Source organism: Pseudomonas sp. GL-B-12, assembly GCF_019955895.1.
GTDB lineage: Bacteria > Pseudomonadota > Gammaproteobacteria > Pseudomonadales > Pseudomonadaceae > Aquipseudomonas.
This window is the reverse complement of record NZ_JAHBCX010000066.1, coordinates 160,851-176,547: the sequence shown is the minus strand read 5'-3', so window position 1 is coordinate 176,547 and position 15,697 is coordinate 160,851. Positions and strand designations below refer to the sequence as shown.

Sequence of the window (15,697 nt, the reverse complement as noted above, 5' to 3'; positions counted from 1 at the left end):
AGGAAACGAACATGAACACTGTCAGCAAAGTCTTGACCGGTACCCTTCTCGCCTTGTCCATCAACAACGCGTTTGCAGGTACCGGGGTTGAACACAACACCCAGGCATTCCTCGACGTTCTGAACGCCGGCACCGGCAAGCCGATGGAGCAAATGACGCCCACCGAGGCCCGCGCCGTGCTGGTGGGCGCGCAGGCCGGGGTGAAGCTGACACTGCCAAAAGCCGATGTCAGCCAGAAGACCATTCAAGTCGACGGCCAACCGATCAGCCTGACCATCGTCCGGCCGGCCGGGGTCAAGGGTGAGCTACCGGTGTTCATGTTCTTCCACGGCGGTGGCTGGGTGCTGGGGGACTTCCCGACCCACGAGCGGCTGGTGCGTGACCTGGTGACGGGTTCAGGTGCAGCGGCTGTGTTCGTGAACTACACGCCGTCGCCGGAAGCGCATTACCCGGTGGCGATCAACCAGGCTTATGCCGCAACCCGATGGGTGGCCGAGTACGGCAAAGAGATCAACGTCGATGGCCAGCGCCTGGCGGTAGCCGGCAACAGTGTCGGCGGCAACATGGCGGCGGTGGTTGCGCTGATGGCCAAGGACAAGGGCACTCCGGCGATCAGGTTCCAGGTGCTGCTGTGGCCGGTGACTGATGCCAACTTCGAAACGGCGTCCTACAACCAGTTTGCCGAGGGGCACTTTCTCACCAAAAACATGATGAAGTGGTTCTGGGACAACTACACCACCGACGCCAATCAGCGGAACGAGATCTACGCCTCGCCATTGCGCGCGACCACTGCCCAGTTGAAAGGATTGCCACCTGCCCTGGTGCAGACCGCCGGTGCCGACGTGTTGCGCGACGAAGGCGAAGCCTACGCCCGCAATCTGGACGAGGCCGGTGTGCCGGTCACTGCGGTTCGCTACAACGGCATGATCCACGACTACGGTTTGCTCAACGTGGTGAGCCAGGTGCCAGCGGTGCGTTCGGCGATGCTGCAGGCTTCGCAGGAGCTCAAGGAACACCTGAAATAAAAACTGTAGGAGCGAGCTTGCTCCGGGCGGCGATCCGACGATAGCGGTAGTTCAGTCAGCATCTCTGTTGAATGTAAGACTGCCATCGCGAGCAGGCTCGCTCCCACAAGGGTTCATCGTTGAACCCGAAATCGCAGGCACAAAAAAGCCCGACTCAATGGTCGGGCTTTTTCATTCCTGAAGCTGTGCTTATTTGGCACGGCCTTTGTAGGAACCGCCTTCGCGGGTATCGATCTCGATCATGTCGCCGATTTCGATGAAGTCGGCAACCGACAGCTCGGTACCGTTCTTCAGTTTGGCAGGCTTCATTACCTTGCCGGAAGTGTCGCCGCGAGCGGAACCTTCGGTGTAGTCAACCTGACGCACGATGGTGGTCGGCAGCTCTACGGAAACCAGACGCTCTTCGAAGAAGATCGCTTCGCAAACATCGGTCATGCCTTCTTCAACGAAAGGCAGAACGGCTTCGATGTCTTCAGCGTTCAGCTCGTACATGGTGTAGTCGGTGGTGTCCATGAACGTGTAGGTGTCGCCGCTGATGAAGGACAGGGTCGCTTCTTTGCGGTCGAGGATTACGTCGTCCAGTTTGTCGTCGGCGCTGTAAACGATCTCGGTCTTGTAACCGGTCAGCAGGTTCTTCAGCTTGGTCTTCATGATCGCGCTGTTACGACCGGACTTGGTGAATTCAGCTTTCTGAACCAGCCAAGGATCGTTTTCGAGACGAATCACGGTCCCGGGTTTCAGTTCTTTACCAGTTTTCATTGCGAATATCCGAATTTGGATGGGATTTACAAAAATCTAGGCCGCGTATCATATCCAATTTCCATAAAACTGTACCAGCGCCGTGGCAAGATCGGCCTGCAAGGCCTGTTCCAGACACCACGCCTCGGCGTGTTTTTCCAGCTCTGGCCAGTGTTTACGGGTGAATTGCCAGTGGTCGGCTATTTTTTCACCAGCGTTCCACGCCCGCCAAAGACCGCTGATCGCCTCCCGCGCAGGCGCAGATAACCCCCTTACGTAAAGTTCGAGGAAGGCTTCGAGCTTGTCCAGGTGGATGTCTTCTTCCTGCTGGTAAATGTGCCAGAGAAATGGCCGGCCCGCCCATTGAGCGCGCACGAAGGAATCTTCGCCGCGCACGGCATTGAAATCGCAGCACCACAGCAACCGGTCGTATTGGTCCTGGCGGACGAATGGCAGCACCTGCACGGTCAAGGCATCCCGCACATGCACGGCACCGGCCGCCAAACCCTGCACACCGAGCCAACGCTCGACATCGCCGAGAATCCGCCCTTCCGGTACCAGCAGATGAGTGGCCGTCGAATCGCCCGCCATCCCATCGAGCCAACTGGCCAAACCGGTGTTTTCGTAGGCAAACAATGAGATCAGCTGCGCGCCGGGCGCAGGATCAATCCCCAAATCTTGCAGGAATTCCCTTTGACCCTGCGGGTTTTGCTGAAATTGCCGACGCCGTTCCAGCAACCCGCGCTCACGCAACAACCCGCCTGTGCCCTTCTGGAACCCAGGGAAGAAAAAGAACTTCTGTACGCTTTTGTACTTCACCGAGGGCAAGCCGTGACAACCAATCACCCAGTCCTCGGCGCTCAGATAGTCGAGGTTCATCCACAGCGGCGGCTTTTCCCGTTCTACCATGGCGTCCATGTAGGCGCTCGGCAATTGGCAGGCAAAGGCAGCAATCACCACATCGGCGGCTTCGGTCGGCTGCCACTCGGCGGGCCATTGGCGCACTTCGACGTCGTGCTGCCACTGCTGCACAGCGTGGATGTCGATTTCCGGGCACAGGCGCTCGAACGCTCGCAGGTCATCGACCCAAAGACGCACCGCCAGTCCATGTTCGGCCACCAGTTGCCGGGCCAGTCGCCAGGTCACGCCGATGTCGCCGAAGTTGTCGACCACGGTGCAAAAAATATCCCAGCGGGTTTTCATTTCAGGCATTCCAGGCTCCCGTTGGCAAAGGCGCCGATTGTCCGCATAAATTACCCCGTGCAGAAGAGCCGACGGCGATTATTCTTCATGCGACAATCGCCACTCGCCAGTGACCTTTCGCCAAGAGGCAATCATGCCCCACCGCCCCACTCCACGCCGATCCTTCCCGATCAGCCTTAACGCACTGCAACTGACCGGCAGCATCGCCCTCGGCATATGGTTGGGATTCATTGCCATTGTGCTGACCTGCTGGCTCGCTTCGCGCCTGCTTTTCAGCGAACAATTGGCACCTGTGGCGGCAGCTGTGGAACAACTGGCCAAACCACCGGTGGTGACTCAACCAGTGCCGGACATCGCGCCACAGAGCCCGCTGTTCGAGCAATATGAAGAAAACCTGCGCAAGAACGAGCAGCAGCAACGGCTCGATCAGGCGCGCAGCAGCAGTCGTAACCTGTCCAACCCAAGCTGTCAGTTCTGGCTGCAACAGGACCGGACTGCACCCAGCGAAAAAAGTCGCGCCAACGTCCTGCAATTCTGCGATTGATCATGAATAAGCATACCGTCCACCAACTGATTCTCGACAAACTGCGGATCGATCTCGACATCGCCGAACGGGCCGCGCAAACCGCCTACGAAACGGCGACCCACGAAGAAAACATCGCCGAGAACAAGTACGACACCCTGGGGCTGGAAGCGTCCTATCTCGCGGCCGGGCAAGCCAGGCGGGTCGAAGAAATTCGCCAGTCACTGAGCCTCTGCCAGAACCTGGCCCTGCGTCCGTATGACGATCAGCGGGGCATCGAAGTAGGCGCGCTGCTCGGGCTCGAGGACGAAAAGGGGCGCGAACAATGGCTGTTTCTCGCCCCCGATGCAGCCGGATTGAAGGTCGATCTGGTGGGGCAACTGATAACCGTCATCACCCCGCGCTCACCGCTGGGCAAAAGCCTGCTGGGCAAGTTCGAGGGCGATGAGGTGGAGATTATGGTGGCGGGCGCTCGGCAACAGTTCGCTGTCACCGAGGTGGTTTGACCGGCAGGAAACGCTATCAGTGAACGGGCAGTTCGACGCCGTCGAACAGTTCTTCCAGTTCCTGCTTGTTGTGGCATTGAATGGCCTTGGCCATGACTTCGCGGGTCAGGTGCGGCGCGAACTTCTCGATGAAGTCGCACATGAAACCCCGCAGGAAGGTGCCGCGGCGGAAGCCGATCTTGGTCACGCTGGACTCGAACAACTCACTGGCATCAAGCACCACCAGGTCGCTGTCGAGTTTGCTGTCGACGGCCATTTTCGCCACGATGCCCACGCCCAGACCCAGGCGGACATAGGTCTTGATCACGTCAGCGTCGGCAGCGGTGAACACCACTTTCGGCGTCAGGCCGCGATGGCTGAATGCTTCGTCCAGTTTCGAACGGCCGGTAAAACCGAACACGTACGTCACGATCGGGTACTCGGCCAGCGCTTCGAGGGTCAGTTTCGACAGCTTGGTCAGCGGGTGGCCCTGAGGCACGACTACGCAACGGTTCCAGCGGTAGCATGGCATCATCACCAGATCACCGAACAGCTCGAGCGCTTCGGTGGCAATGGCGAAATCCACGGTGCCGTCAGCGGCCATTTCGGCGATTTGCATCGGCGATCCCTGGTGCATGTGCAGGGCCACGTCCGGGTATTGCTTGATGAAATTGCTGATCACCGGCGGCAACGCATAACGCGCCTGGGTGTGAGTGGTGGCAATCGACAGGGTGCCCTTCTTCTCGTTGGAGAACTCCTGGGCGATCTGCTTGATGCTTTCAACCTTGCGCAGAATCTCGCCAGCGGTGGTAATGATGCGCTCGCCGGCCGGGGTAACGCGGGTCAGGTGCTTGCCGCTGCGGGCAAAAACCTCGACGCCCAGTTCATCTTCCAGCAGACGGATCTGTTTACTGATGCCCGGTTGAGAGGTGTAAAGGCTTTGGGCTGTAGCGGAAACGTTGAGGTCGTGGTGCGCCACTTCCCAGATGTAGCGCAATTGTTGAAGCTTCATATGAATCCCTCAAAGCAGGTAGACGCCACGGGCATCAGCGACGGTATATAACTATATTAATGGCACGAAGAATAAATCTAGAACTTTTTTATCAAGTTGCCACTATTTGTGCTCTAGCGATCCCCTTGGCGACGACGTTGCACCAGCGGCACCAGATAGACCGGCACCTTGGACAGTTGCAACACACGGGCGGCGGTTCGGCCCAAAGGCGTTTCCGCACCGGCACCGTGGCTGTGACTACCTACGATCAACAAATCCACGGAGAGTTTCTGCGCCTGGTCCAGAATCACCTGCGATGGGTCGCCTTGCAGCACCCGCACCGCCTGAATCCGCTCCAGGTCATGCTCCCCCTCATCCCCCAGCTCTTCACGAAAACTGTCGAGCACCCGCTGCTCGATACTGGCAATCACCGTATTCAGGCCCTGGCTGTGAAACTCGTTCAGCGCCTGTTCATCGAGGTAACTTTGCAGCACCGATTCGGCAAACAACCCCATGGGTTCAACCGCATGCACGACATACAAACTGGCATTGAAGGTCCGGGCCAGCTCCAGGGCATGCTGCATCACCACGGGCGCGTACAGGCCGAGATCAGTGGCATACAGCATCGAACGAATCATATGACCTCCTCGACTGCCAACATGGCGGAGATTTGATTCAGCTTAGCAGTGCCTTGGCGACTACGACGTCCGGCGCAACGCATTGAACGGCGGGCTTAAACCTTTTGCTCGTTGCTTATGCCATGGGGCACATGACCGGTGGCGACGACTTCACGGGCCAACTCACAGTGGCCGGCCTGATCGTCGAAAAACACGTCGGCCGCGAAGGCTTCAAGAAAGGCCGACTTGGTCAGGCCGCCGAGGAACAGCGACTCGTCGAGACGGATGTCCCATTCGCGCAACGTGCGAATGACCCGCTCATGGGCCGGTGCCGATCGTGCCGTGACCAGCGCGGTACGGATCGGACAGGTGTCCTCCGGGAACTCACGTTGCAACAGGTTGAGGGCCGCGAGAAAGCCCTTGAACGGCCCACCGCGCAACGGCTCGCGGGCGGCCTCACGCTCGCTGGCCTGGAACGCCTCCAGACCACCGGCCTGATAAATGCGCTCCGACTCATCGGAAAACAGCACCGCGTCTCCGTCGAAGGCAATGCGTAACTCATCGCTGGCCGCACGGCTGGCACCGCCCGACAGAATGGTCGCTGCAGCGAACCCGGCGTCCAGTGCATTGCGTACGTCTTCGGCGTGGGTCGAGAGAAACAGGTCGCAGCCAAAGGCCTTGAGGTAGGGATACGGACTGCGCCCGCCGACAAAGGCCGCCCGGGAAATCGCCAGTCCGTAGTGGTCAATCGAGTTGAACACCCGCAGCCCGGTGTCGGCGCTGTTGCGCGACACCAGAATCACCTCGACCCGGGCGCGGCCGAGGCTGTTATTGAGGTTCAGGAGTTTCTGCACCAACGGGAAGGCATCGCCGGGCTGGAGGATTTCGTCTTCGTGTTCGATCTGATACTGCCGGTAGGCTTCGACGCCACTCGACAGGTAGACCTTGTGGCTTTCGCTCAGGTCGAACAGCGCCCGCGAAGAAATCGCCAGCACCAGCTTGTCGTCAATTGCCTTTGGCATGCCCTTCCCCCTCAGGTCGGTCGACTCAGGTGTTGCGTCGATCAATGAAACTCAAACTGCGATACAAGGCTTCGATGCGTGGCATCTCACACCCGGATGCCTTCGCCGCCGCCAAAGGCCGGGCGTAGATCGCGGCCAGTTCCAGCGGTCGCTTGTGCAAGTAATCGTGGTACATGCTCGGCCAGTAGTCGGGCATCTTTTCGGTCACCATGAACAAATGCTCGGCATACCCTGCCGGTACGTCGTGCCCGCAGGCAACAGCGCCTTGCACCACTTCAGCCATCAACGCCTTGATCAGCACGCGACTGTCAGCATCGGCCATCAACGGTGTGGTGCTCGCTCCCAGCAAAACCGAGAGACCGTTGTAAGGGATATTCCAGACCAGTTTTTGCCAACGTGCCTGATGTAAATTCGCCATGGCCTGGGAATCGAGGCCGGCGCTGCGAAACAGCCCGACGCCCTCCTCGACAATTGCGCTGCGTGCCGGCCCATCGGCGGGACCGCTGTGATAACCCACATGCACAGCACCCAGCGCCTGATGGGTAATGACACCCGGCGCCTCGCGATGGACGCAGATGTAGCACAGCCCTCCAAGCACATGCAGCGAATCGGGGAGCAACGCGCGCAGGCTGTCTTCGACGTCCAGGCCATTTTGCAGCAGCAGTACCTTGGCATTCGGTGCCGCCGCCTGCAGGATGGCAGGTGCCAGGTCGGCATTGCTGGTGGTTTTCGCGCCCACCAGCAGCCAGTCGCAGGGCGGCATGTCTTCAGCGTTCGAATACGCCTGTACCGGGTTCAATGTCAGTGCCCCGTGGGGCGCGCTATCGACCCGCAGCCCATGCTCAGCCACCGCGGAAAACTCGCTGCGCAGCAGAAAATGCACATCAAAACCGGCACGCTCCAGCATCACTCCGTAGAAACCGCCGATTGCGCCGGTCCCGATAATGCCGATCGTCGGCCTGGCAACTGTTCCCATCATGGCAACTCCTCTGCTGTTCGACTCAGCGCCTGGCGCACGGCCCGATTGAGCTCGGTGTCGGTCAGGCGCGATTTCAGTGCTCCAAAGAATTCGCCGTCGCGAACGACAAACAGCGCCGGCAAGTGAAAGACCTGATAACGCTCGACCACCCCGCCGTTGTTGCCAGCATCGATCCAGCACAGTCGATCGACTGCCAGGTCGAGTGTCGGCAATTGCTCGCGGGCAAAACGGCAACTGGCGCAGCCGACACTGGTGAAAATGACCAGCGATACACCGCTCATCGCCAGCAGTCGTTGGTCGACGTCAAAATCGGTCAGTTCCAATTCGACCACTATACTGGAGGGAACAATGTCAGATGGCCGACACATGGAGTCTGTGTTCATGGGACGATTCATTCCTCACCCTGACGATGTGCCCGTCGAGTTAACGTTGCTGAAACCTGAGTGTCTTTCGCGACGACAGCTGCACACTATCAGTCTCGGGGGCATGGCTTGCAATTATCACCGCGCGTGGCGCCACGGCACGGCGCTGGAGGTACGCATGCCGACCGTGAACCCGGACATGCGCTACCTGGGCTATGTCGCCTGGTGCCTGCGGCGCAAGCGCGGTTACCTGGTGGGCATCGCCTTCGTCGATGAACAAACGCTGTTCAGCGCTCGAATGGGCGAGCAGGTGTGCCAGATCGAACGCTACTGCCGCCTGCATGACGCCCACGAAGACTTGCAGGATATCCAGGCCCTGGCCCTCGAATGGGTCCAGGAGCATGCCGACGAGTTCTCTCACGATTCGGTGCGCAAGGCTTTTGCGCAGCCGGTGCTGGAATAGGGGTGTTCTTGATCGGTTTGCCCCTCACGGCAGGGAAACTGACTGCGAAAGCCCACCAAACCGGCGTCTGCCCATTGTCGAGCCACGGTGTAACGCGCTAAGGTTCGGCTCCCCGACGCGCTTAATTTGCTGTGCTCCGCCGCGCGGGTTCGCTGGCGGCCGGCACCCGTGACCTGACGAGTAAACGATGGCTGATTTACCGATCAACGACCTAAACGTCGCCTCCAACGAGACTCTGATCACTCCCGATCAGCTCAAGCGCGATATTCCCCTGAGCGACGCCGCACTGCGCACCGTCACCAAGGGCCGCGAAGTCATTCGCAACATTCTGGATGGCACCGACCACCGCCTGTTCGTCGTCATCGGGCCTTGCTCGATCCACGACATCAAGGCCGCCCACGAATATGCCGAGCGCCTGAAGGCTCTCGCTGCCGAAGTGTCCGATACCCTGTATCTGGTCATGCGCGTGTATTTCGAGAAGCCACGTACTACCGTGGGCTGGAAAGGCTTGATCAACGACCCGTACCTGGACGACTCGTTCAAGATCCAGGACGGCTTGCACATCGGTCGCCAGTTGCTGCTGGACCTGGCCGAAAAAGGCCTGCCGACCGCCACCGAAGCCCTCGACCCGATCTCCCCGCAGTATTTGCAGGACCTGATCAGCTGGTCGGCCATCGGCGCGCGCACCACCGAATCCCAGACTCACCGTGAAATGGCCTCCGGCCTGTCCTCGGCCGTCGGCTTCAAGAACGGCACCGATGGCGGCCTGACCGTGGCGATCAACGCCCTGCAGTCGGTTTCCAGCCCGCACCGCTTCCTGGGCATCAACCAGGAAGGTGGCGTGTCGATCGTGACCACCAAGGGCAATGCCTACGGTCACGTGGTGCTGCGCGGCGGCAACGGCAAGCCGAACTACGATTCGGTCAGCGTTGCGCTCTGCGAGCAGGCGCTGAACAAGGCGAAGATCAAGCCGAACATCATGGTCGATTGCAGTCACGCCAACTCCAACAAGGATCCGGCCCTGCAACCGCTGGTGATGGAGAACGTCGCCAACCAGATCCTCGAAGGCAACAAATCGATCATCGGCCTGATGGTTGAAAGCCACCTGAACTGGGGCGCCCAGGCGATTCCGAAAGACCTCGCCGACCTGCAGTACGGCGTGTCGATCACCGACGCCTGCATCGACTGGACCGCGACCGAAAACACCTTGCGCAGCATGCATGCCAAGCTCAAGGATGTGTTGCCTAAACGCGATCGCAGCTGATCGTTTTTGCAGCACACAAAAAAACGCCGGGCTGAGCCCGGCGTTTTTTTATGCGTTCGTTTTGTTGAAGGTCACTGACTCAGCTTGGCCGCATGCCGCTGGTGACGCTCCATGTAGCGCTCGACGTAGGAGCACGATGGAATAACCGTGTAGCCCATTTCGTCAGCGTACTCCAGCGCCTTCTCGGTCAAGGCTGCCGCAATACCGCGACCACGCAATGCGTTGGGCACGAAGGTGCGATAGATATCCAGGGTCTGTTTCCCCAGATCCATATAGGTCAGATAGGCACGATGACCGTCCACATTGGTCTCGAACTGATGACCAGCCTGGTCATGGTGGATGGACAACGCCTCGCTCATCACTACTCCTCGCGGGTCTGGAATTTTGACCCCTACCTTACCGATGTTTTTCCGGCGAAGGAACATCTACGCCACCCCGTGCCTGAATGGACACCGAGAAGAGCTGCACCGATCTCGCGCTACCGAGCACGTACAAATAGTAGGCACCATTGGCAGAAATGCTCAAGGTGCGCTCGTCATCGTGCGGGTTGGCGGGTGCTGCTCCGGATCACGCAGGATTGGCTCGACCGAAGATCACTCCAGGTCGATAGCCTGTACATTGCCGGATGTTGAGACTTAAGACGAGCGCCCGTTGTTAAAGTCACCTGAACATCGAGAAAGATATTGAGAGGCGCCACACACAAACCGAACAAAAGTGTAGACGAATCCATGTAGGGGACTTTAGCCGGACCAGGAAAAAGAGCACCATGCCACAGGAACTTTTTCTCGCCTGCTCGCTCAGCCACGGGCCTTGCAGCTGGATACTTTTTAAACAATTCAGTTAAAAGTTGCTCGAAAAAGAATCAACGCCTACAATTTTTTTTGCTTCTTGCGTCACGTCAGTTTTACTTACTACAAGTAATGGGTAGTATGTACGCCGGCTATTTCCTCAATCGGAGGAGATAGCTACTTAATAGAAAGTCCTTGAAGGGGAACACGATGAACAACGTTCTGAAATTCTCTGCTCTGGCTCTGGCCGCAGTTCTGGCTACCGGTTGCAGCAGCGCATCGAAAGAAACCGAAGCACGTCTGACCGCTACTGAAGACGCAGCTGCTCGCTCCCAGGCTCGTGCAGACGAAGCTTACCGTAAAGCTGATGAAGCTCTGGCTGCTGCTCAAAAAGCACAACAGACTGCTGACGAAGCTAACGAGCGTGCTCTGCGCATGCTGGACAAAGCTAGCCGCAAGTAATAATCCTTCGGGATTGTTATCAAGCCGACCCATTTTTTGGGTCGGCTTTTTTATTGCCCGGCGTTTCTCCAGGCAATAAAAAACCCGTCGACGCGGTCCGCGCCGACGGGCTCTTTGCCAGCGTTACTGCAGCGGGTCGACCGGAGTGCTCGACACCATCGGTACGACGCCGTTGCCCGGCACAGCGATCTCTACCGGCAGGCCGTCTTCAGCGGCGACCACATCACGCACCACATCCCAGTTCATGCGCAGGTTGTTGGTGATGTCTTCACGCTTGAGCATCGCATTGATGACTGCAGTGTGCTTGTCGACCACCGACGGGTTGCCCTTGTCGTCCAGCGGCGTATGCGCCTCCAGATAGACCTTGCCGCCACTCAGGCCAAACTTGTACGGGTCGTTGATGATCCGCACCGACGTACCGACCGGCACCATGCCCGCCATTTCCAGCACGTTGTTGTTGAACATGCGGAAGCAACCGTGGCTAGTGCGCATGCCGATACCGAACTTCTTGTTCGAACCGTGGATCAGGTAGCCCGGTGTGCCCAGGGTGAACTTGAACGGCCCCAGCGGGTTGTCAGGGCCGGCCGGCACGACGTTGGGCAGCGGATCACCGTCTGCTGCGTGCTCGGCCTTGATCGAAGCCGGAGGCGTCCAGGTCGGATTAGGTGTCTTGGCGGTGATGCTGGTGTGGGCAATCGGCGAGCCCCAGCCTTCACGACCGATACCCAGCGGGAACGTGTACACCACGTTCTTGCCTTTCGGGTAGTAGTAGAGGCGGTACTCGGCCAGGTTGATCACGATGCCTTCACGCGGGCCTGGTGGCAGGATGAAGCGGGTCGGCAGGATGATTTCCGTGCCGACGCCTGGCAACCAAGCATCGACACCCGGGTTGGCCGCGACCATTTCCGTGTAGCCCAGATCGTAGGCGGTACCAAGGTCGGCGAAGGTATCTTCGTACTTGGCCTTGATCACCTGCACCTGGCCGATGATGTCCTCACCTGGCGGTGGCAGGGGAAACTCCAATGCTGCGACTGGACCGGCCACAAAGAGGGCGGCAAGAGTCAGGCAGCGGGTGACGGCAGGAAAGCGCGACAACATCCGGAAAATCCTTCGCATGATCAACAGAGATATAAGAGCGCGATTGTACACCGCTGTCCGTTATTTCGGGGAGATGGCCCGATTGCAGGCAGTGCAAGGCGATTTTTCGATTTTCCTCGATCCTGTGTGGGGGCGAGCCTGCTTGCGATGGCTGTGTGTTCGGTGACGTGTTTTTTACGGGTGTACATATCCGTTTCTGCGGTAACGGCCACTTAGGGTTCCGCCCTTACGGCGGGTTACTTGGATAAGCCCCAAGTAACCAAGGGCTCTTGCCCCTGACGTTCGGTGCCTCGCCAAGGCTCGGCATGCCCTCGCTCCGGTCCTGCTCCGTGGGCCCGCCGCCATCGGCCATCCATGGCCCAGAGTGTGTAAAAACCAGTTCAAACATCGTCGGCGCGTAGCGCCGACGATGTTTGGCTGGCTAATTACACCTAAAGCGTTCTTCGTAGCTCCAGCCCGCTTTTAATGCCGCTAGTAACGCTTCTCAGCTCGTCCATCGGGCAAAAAAGGAGGCTTTTCAGGCCGCCAGCGCTTTCATCAGATTCTGCGCACCGAGGATTTTCATCACTCGCTTCAAGTTGTAAGCGAGCACATTCAAGCTCATTTCGGTGCTCACCCCGGCAAGCCGTCGGGTCAAAAAATGTGTCGCACCCATCCATTGTTTGAGCGTCCCGAAGGGATGTTCGACGGTCCGCTTGCGGATGCTCATCATCTGCGGCGCATTGTCTAAGCGGACCTGCATTTCCTCCAGCACCGCCTCATGTGCCCAGCGACGAACCTTTCGCTCTCTGGCCGGTGTGCATTGTGCTTTTATCGAGCAGGCCCGGCAGTTGGAGCTCCAGTAACTGTTCAGCGTCTTGCCATTGTCGACGTAAGAGTTGCGCCAGATCAGCACTTCCTTGGCGGGGCAGACGTACACATCTTTGTCCGCGTCGTAAACAAACTCGTCATTGTTGAAGCGGCCATCGAATTTGGCGCGCGAGCTCAGCGTCTTCGGCACATAAGCGCTAATTCCGGCCTCGTAACAGGCAAGGATTTCCCCGCTTTTGAAGTACCCTCGGTCAGCCACCACCGACAAAGATTCGAGTTTCATCGCCTCACGGGCCTGCAGCGCCATCGATCTGAGCTGATCACGGTCGTGACCCACATTGGTCACTTCGTGCGCGACAATCAGATGGTGCTTGGTATCGACCGCGGTCTGTACGTTGTAACCCACGATTCCTTTGCCGCTCGTCATCATCGAGCGGGCGTCCGGGTCGGTCAGTGAAACCTGCTTGTCAGGCGATTCCTCAAGCTGAATTTCAATCGCCTGAAGCGCTTTCATTTGCTCCTTTAGTTTGGCGATTTTCTCTTCAAGGCCGCCGCTTTTGGGACCCGAGGGCATGGGCTCTTCCCGATCAGCCGCATCCAGCGCCTTTAGATAACGGCCAATGCTCGATTCGATTTCTTCCATCCGCCGCTTCAGCTTGGCGCTGGTGAAATTGCGGTCGCGGTGGTTCACCGCCTTGAATTTGCTGCCGTCGATAGCAACCAGGTTTTCCGCGAAAAGTCCCAACTGCTGGCACAGCACAACAAACTGGCGGCAGACGCCTCGAATGGCTTTGCTGTTGTCTTTGCGGAAGTTGGCGATGGTCTTGAAGTCCGGCATCAAGCGACCGGTCAGCCACATCAGTTCGACGTTGCGCTGCGCCTCGCGTTCAAGGCGTCGGCTCGACTGGATGCGGTTTAGATAGCCGTAGATGTAGATCTTCAGCAGGACTGCCGGGTGGTAAGCCGGTCGGCCGGTTTCAGCGGGGACAGCGCTTTCAAAACCCAAGGTGATCAGGTCGAGTTCATCAACGAAGACATCCACAACGCGCACCGGATTGGTGTCGCTGACGTAATCGTCCAGGCTCTCGGGGAGCAAGTTACTTTGACCTCGGTGTTCACCTTGAATAAAGCGTTTCATGGGCAACCCTTGCTATGATTCCCCAGGATTTCATCGCAAGGGTTAGCTTGGATGTTTTTACACACTCTGGGCCGGCGGCGGCTAACCCGGCATCCATGCCGGGTTGCCCACTACGCAGAACCTCCACTCGGCCTCTCGAGGGGGCAAGAAGATCAAAAGCCAAAGCAAAAGCAAAAGCGAGGCGGCCTACCGGCCGGCCTGATCGCGGGGTTCGTTCGCCTGTGATGCAACTGGTCGGCTGACAGGCCGTCATCGCGAGCAGGCTCGCTCCCACAATTTGATCGGTGGACATCAGCAAGACATTGGTCGGCTGGCAGGCCGCCATCGCGAGCAAGTCGGATCGCCGCACCGTCGCTCCCACAGAAGAGCAAAGGCGGATCGGCGTACACCTTCGCTCTTCACCACTCATCAGGCCGAGCGTTAGCTCGCCTGCAGCTCTTGATCTTGATCCACCCGCCCCCTCGGCAGGCTGAGTGGAGGCGTTCATCCGGGGGTGGGCGCGAAGCGCCGTTCGGCGCAGCCGAACACATCGAGAGGAGGTCGAGCGAAGCCGACCGGAGGCGATGCCCCCGGATGAATGCCGGAGCGAAGGAACCCCGAGCCTTAGCGAGGGGCCGTACGTTCGGGGCGAGCGTTTTTTTGCTTACTTTTTTTAGGCGCTTGTAAAAAAAGTGAGTCGCCGTAAGGGCGAAACCATAAGCCGCCGTTACCTGAACAACGGATATGTACACAATCAACAAATAACAGGGCTAGCACGCAACTACGGATCAAAGCTCGAACCGCAACTCAGGCCAGATCGGCGACGTCCCCCGCTTCTGCGACTCAAGTATGGCCCGGCACAACGAACACAGCCGCTGGTCCTGAAACACCCGGCGATCAACACTCGACCAGCGCGGTTGCGCCGGCAACAGACTGCCACACAAGGTCCGGTCCGCCGAACCGCCCAACTCCAGCTGACGGGTCACCAGATGCACCCGCACTTCCTGGCAGGCGAACAGATCCAGCTGTTCGTCAGGCTCGATCAGTTGATAGGCAAATAGTGACCAGGCGGGACGCGGCATCGGGGGCTCCAAATCGGGGGCGCCACCTTAGCCGAAAGCCTGCCTCTAGAAAAGTGTCATAACAGCGGTTTTAGAGTAGGCCAGACATTTTCCAGCAACTTGTCCTGGGCCCCGGCCGCCGGGTGTATGCCGTCGGCCTGCATCAAGTCCGGATGACCGCCCACACCGTCGAGGAAAAACGGCACCAGCGGGATCTTTTTCTCATCGGCCAGGTTGCTATAGACCTCGGCGAACGCCTTGGTGTAACGCGCACCATAATTGGGTGGCAATTGCATGCCGAGCAGCAACACCTTGGCACCGCTGGCCCGGGAGCTGTCGATCATCGAAGCAAGATTTTGTTGCAATTGAGTTGGCAGCATCCCGCGCAGGCCATCATTGCCGCCCAACTCGAGGATCACCAGCTCCGGTTTATGCTCTGCAAGCAGCGCGGGCAGGCGCGCCTGGCCTCCGGCACTGGTGTCGCCACTGATGGACGCATTGATCACTTTGTCGTCGAAACCTTCGCGCCTGAGCCGTTGCTCAAGCAGCGACACCCACCCCAGCCGGGTATCCAGCCCGAAACCGGCGCTGATACTATCGCCAACGATCAGGACTGTACCCGCCGCTGCGTTTTGGGCCATGCACATCAAGGCCAGGCCAGCACTCAAAAACCAGACACGCATCGGACT

General features: G+C 58.7%; 18 protein-coding genes. 6 read left to right on the top strand and 12 right to left on the bottom strand.

Features of this window, described 5'->3' with window-relative positions; all coding sequences use genetic code 11:
- Positions 1–11 precede the first annotated feature (11 nt).
- On the top strand, positions 12–1,025 hold the full coding sequence (locus tag KGA85_RS28145) for an alpha/beta hydrolase (protein WP_223456279.1): 1,014 nt from the start codon (positions 12–14) through the stop codon (positions 1,023–1,025).
- A gap of 189 nt (positions 1,026–1,214) precedes the next feature.
- On the opposite strand, the gene KGA85_RS28140 is transcribed toward KGA85_RS28145, so the two are convergent.
- Together KGA85_RS28140 and earP are read right to left on the bottom strand one after the other, a co-directional pair.
- Complete coding sequence (locus tag KGA85_RS28140; RefSeq protein ID WP_007943632.1) at positions 1,215–1,784, bottom strand: elongation factor P; 570 nt, start codon at positions 1,782–1,784, stop codon at positions 1,215–1,217.
- A 48-nt stretch (positions 1,785–1,832) separates the two neighbouring features.
- Entirely contained in the window at positions 1,833–2,975 is a 1,143-nt protein-coding gene (earP, locus tag KGA85_RS28135; RefSeq protein ID WP_223456278.1) for an elongation factor P maturation arginine rhamnosyltransferase EarP, read from the bottom strand.
- A 124-nt stretch (positions 2,976–3,099) separates the two neighbouring features.
- Between earP and KGA85_RS28130 the strand changes: the two genes are divergently transcribed.
- A complete protein-coding gene (locus tag KGA85_RS28130) occupies positions 3,100–3,510 on the top strand; it encodes a hypothetical protein (protein WP_223456277.1) in 411 nt (136 codons plus the stop codon).
- 2 nt (positions 3,511–3,512) lie between these two features.
- Positions 3,513–3,995, top strand: coding sequence for a transcription elongation factor GreAB (locus KGA85_RS28125; protein ID WP_223456276.1), 483 nt, complete (start codon positions 3,513–3,515; stop codon positions 3,993–3,995).
- A 16-nt stretch (positions 3,996–4,011) separates the two neighbouring features.
- Here the strand turns inward: KGA85_RS28125 and cysB are convergent, their stop codons facing one another.
- The 5 genes from cysB to KGA85_RS28100 all read right to left on the bottom strand — a co-directional run bounded on the left by cysB (position 4,012) and on the right by KGA85_RS28100 (position 7,966).
- On the bottom strand, positions 4,012–4,986 hold the full coding sequence (gene cysB, locus KGA85_RS28120; RefSeq protein WP_007998136.1) for an HTH-type transcriptional regulator CysB: 975 nt from the start codon (positions 4,984–4,986) through the stop codon (positions 4,012–4,014).
- A 113-nt stretch (positions 4,987–5,099) separates the two neighbouring features.
- The gene (locus tag KGA85_RS28115) at positions 5,100–5,603 is read right to left on the bottom strand and encodes a universal stress protein (protein WP_056727114.1); all 504 of its coding nucleotides are present in this window, start codon (positions 5,601–5,603) and stop codon (positions 5,100–5,102) included.
- A gap of 95 nt (positions 5,604–5,698) precedes the next feature.
- Entirely contained in the window at positions 5,699–6,604 is a 906-nt protein-coding gene (locus tag KGA85_RS28110) for a 5'-nucleotidase (RefSeq protein WP_223456275.1), read from the bottom strand.
- Positions 6,605–6,629: 25 nt separating this feature from the next.
- A complete protein-coding gene (locus KGA85_RS28105; protein WP_223456274.1) occupies positions 6,630–7,583 on the bottom strand; it encodes a putative 2-dehydropantoate 2-reductase in 954 nt (317 codons plus the stop codon).
- Positions 7,580–7,966 (bottom strand): thioredoxin family protein, encoded by a 387-nt coding sequence (locus tag KGA85_RS28100; protein ID WP_150726281.1) that lies wholly within the window; start codon positions 7,964–7,966, stop codon positions 7,580–7,582. Before KGA85_RS28100 ends, KGA85_RS28105 begins: the two co-directional genes overlap by 4 nt.
- Here KGA85_RS28100 and KGA85_RS28095 point away from each other — a divergent pair.
- Positions 7,965–8,408 (top strand): PilZ domain-containing protein, encoded by a 444-nt coding sequence (locus KGA85_RS28095; protein ID WP_150726280.1) that lies wholly within the window; start codon positions 7,965–7,967, stop codon positions 8,406–8,408. The two genes, KGA85_RS28100 and KGA85_RS28095, sit on opposite strands and share 2 nt — an antisense overlap.
- A gap of 187 nt (positions 8,409–8,595) precedes the next feature.
- Positions 8,596–9,672, top strand: a complete 1,077-nt coding sequence (locus KGA85_RS28090) for a 3-deoxy-7-phosphoheptulonate synthase (protein ID WP_015094024.1) — start codon at positions 8,596–8,598, stop codon at positions 9,670–9,672.
- 71 nt (positions 9,673–9,743) lie between these two features.
- Here KGA85_RS28090 and KGA85_RS28085 read toward each other — a convergent pair whose 3' ends face one another.
- Positions 9,744–10,031: a GNAT family N-acetyltransferase gene (locus KGA85_RS28085; protein ID WP_007973562.1), complete on the bottom strand. Its 288-nt coding sequence runs from the start codon at positions 10,029–10,031 to the stop codon at positions 9,744–9,746.
- A 639-nt stretch (positions 10,032–10,670) separates the two neighbouring features.
- Between KGA85_RS28085 and oprI the strand changes: the two genes are divergently transcribed.
- A complete protein-coding gene (gene oprI / locus KGA85_RS28080; RefSeq protein ID WP_003199355.1) occupies positions 10,671–10,922 on the top strand; it encodes an outer membrane lipoprotei OprI in 252 nt (83 codons plus the stop codon).
- 123 nt (positions 10,923–11,045) lie between these two features.
- On the opposite strand, the gene KGA85_RS28075 is transcribed toward oprI, so the two are convergent.
- The 4 genes from KGA85_RS28075 to KGA85_RS28060 form a co-directional block, all read right to left on the bottom strand.
- Entirely contained in the window at positions 11,046–12,020 is a 975-nt protein-coding gene (locus KGA85_RS28075; RefSeq protein ID WP_223456273.1) for a L,D-transpeptidase family protein, read from the bottom strand.
- Between the two features lie 517 nt (positions 12,021–12,537).
- Positions 12,538–13,968, bottom strand: coding sequence for an IS1182 family transposase (locus tag KGA85_RS28070; protein WP_223456272.1), 1,431 nt, complete (start codon positions 13,966–13,968; stop codon positions 12,538–12,540).
- Positions 13,969–14,735: 767 nt separating this feature from the next.
- A complete protein-coding gene (locus tag KGA85_RS28065) occupies positions 14,736–15,029 on the bottom strand; it encodes a hypothetical protein (protein ID WP_003226812.1) in 294 nt (97 codons plus the stop codon).
- 56 nt (positions 15,030–15,085) lie between these two features.
- On the bottom strand, positions 15,086–15,691 hold the full coding sequence (locus KGA85_RS28060) for an arylesterase (RefSeq protein WP_008049055.1): 606 nt from the start codon (positions 15,689–15,691) through the stop codon (positions 15,086–15,088).
- Positions 15,692–15,697 lie beyond the last annotated feature (6 nt).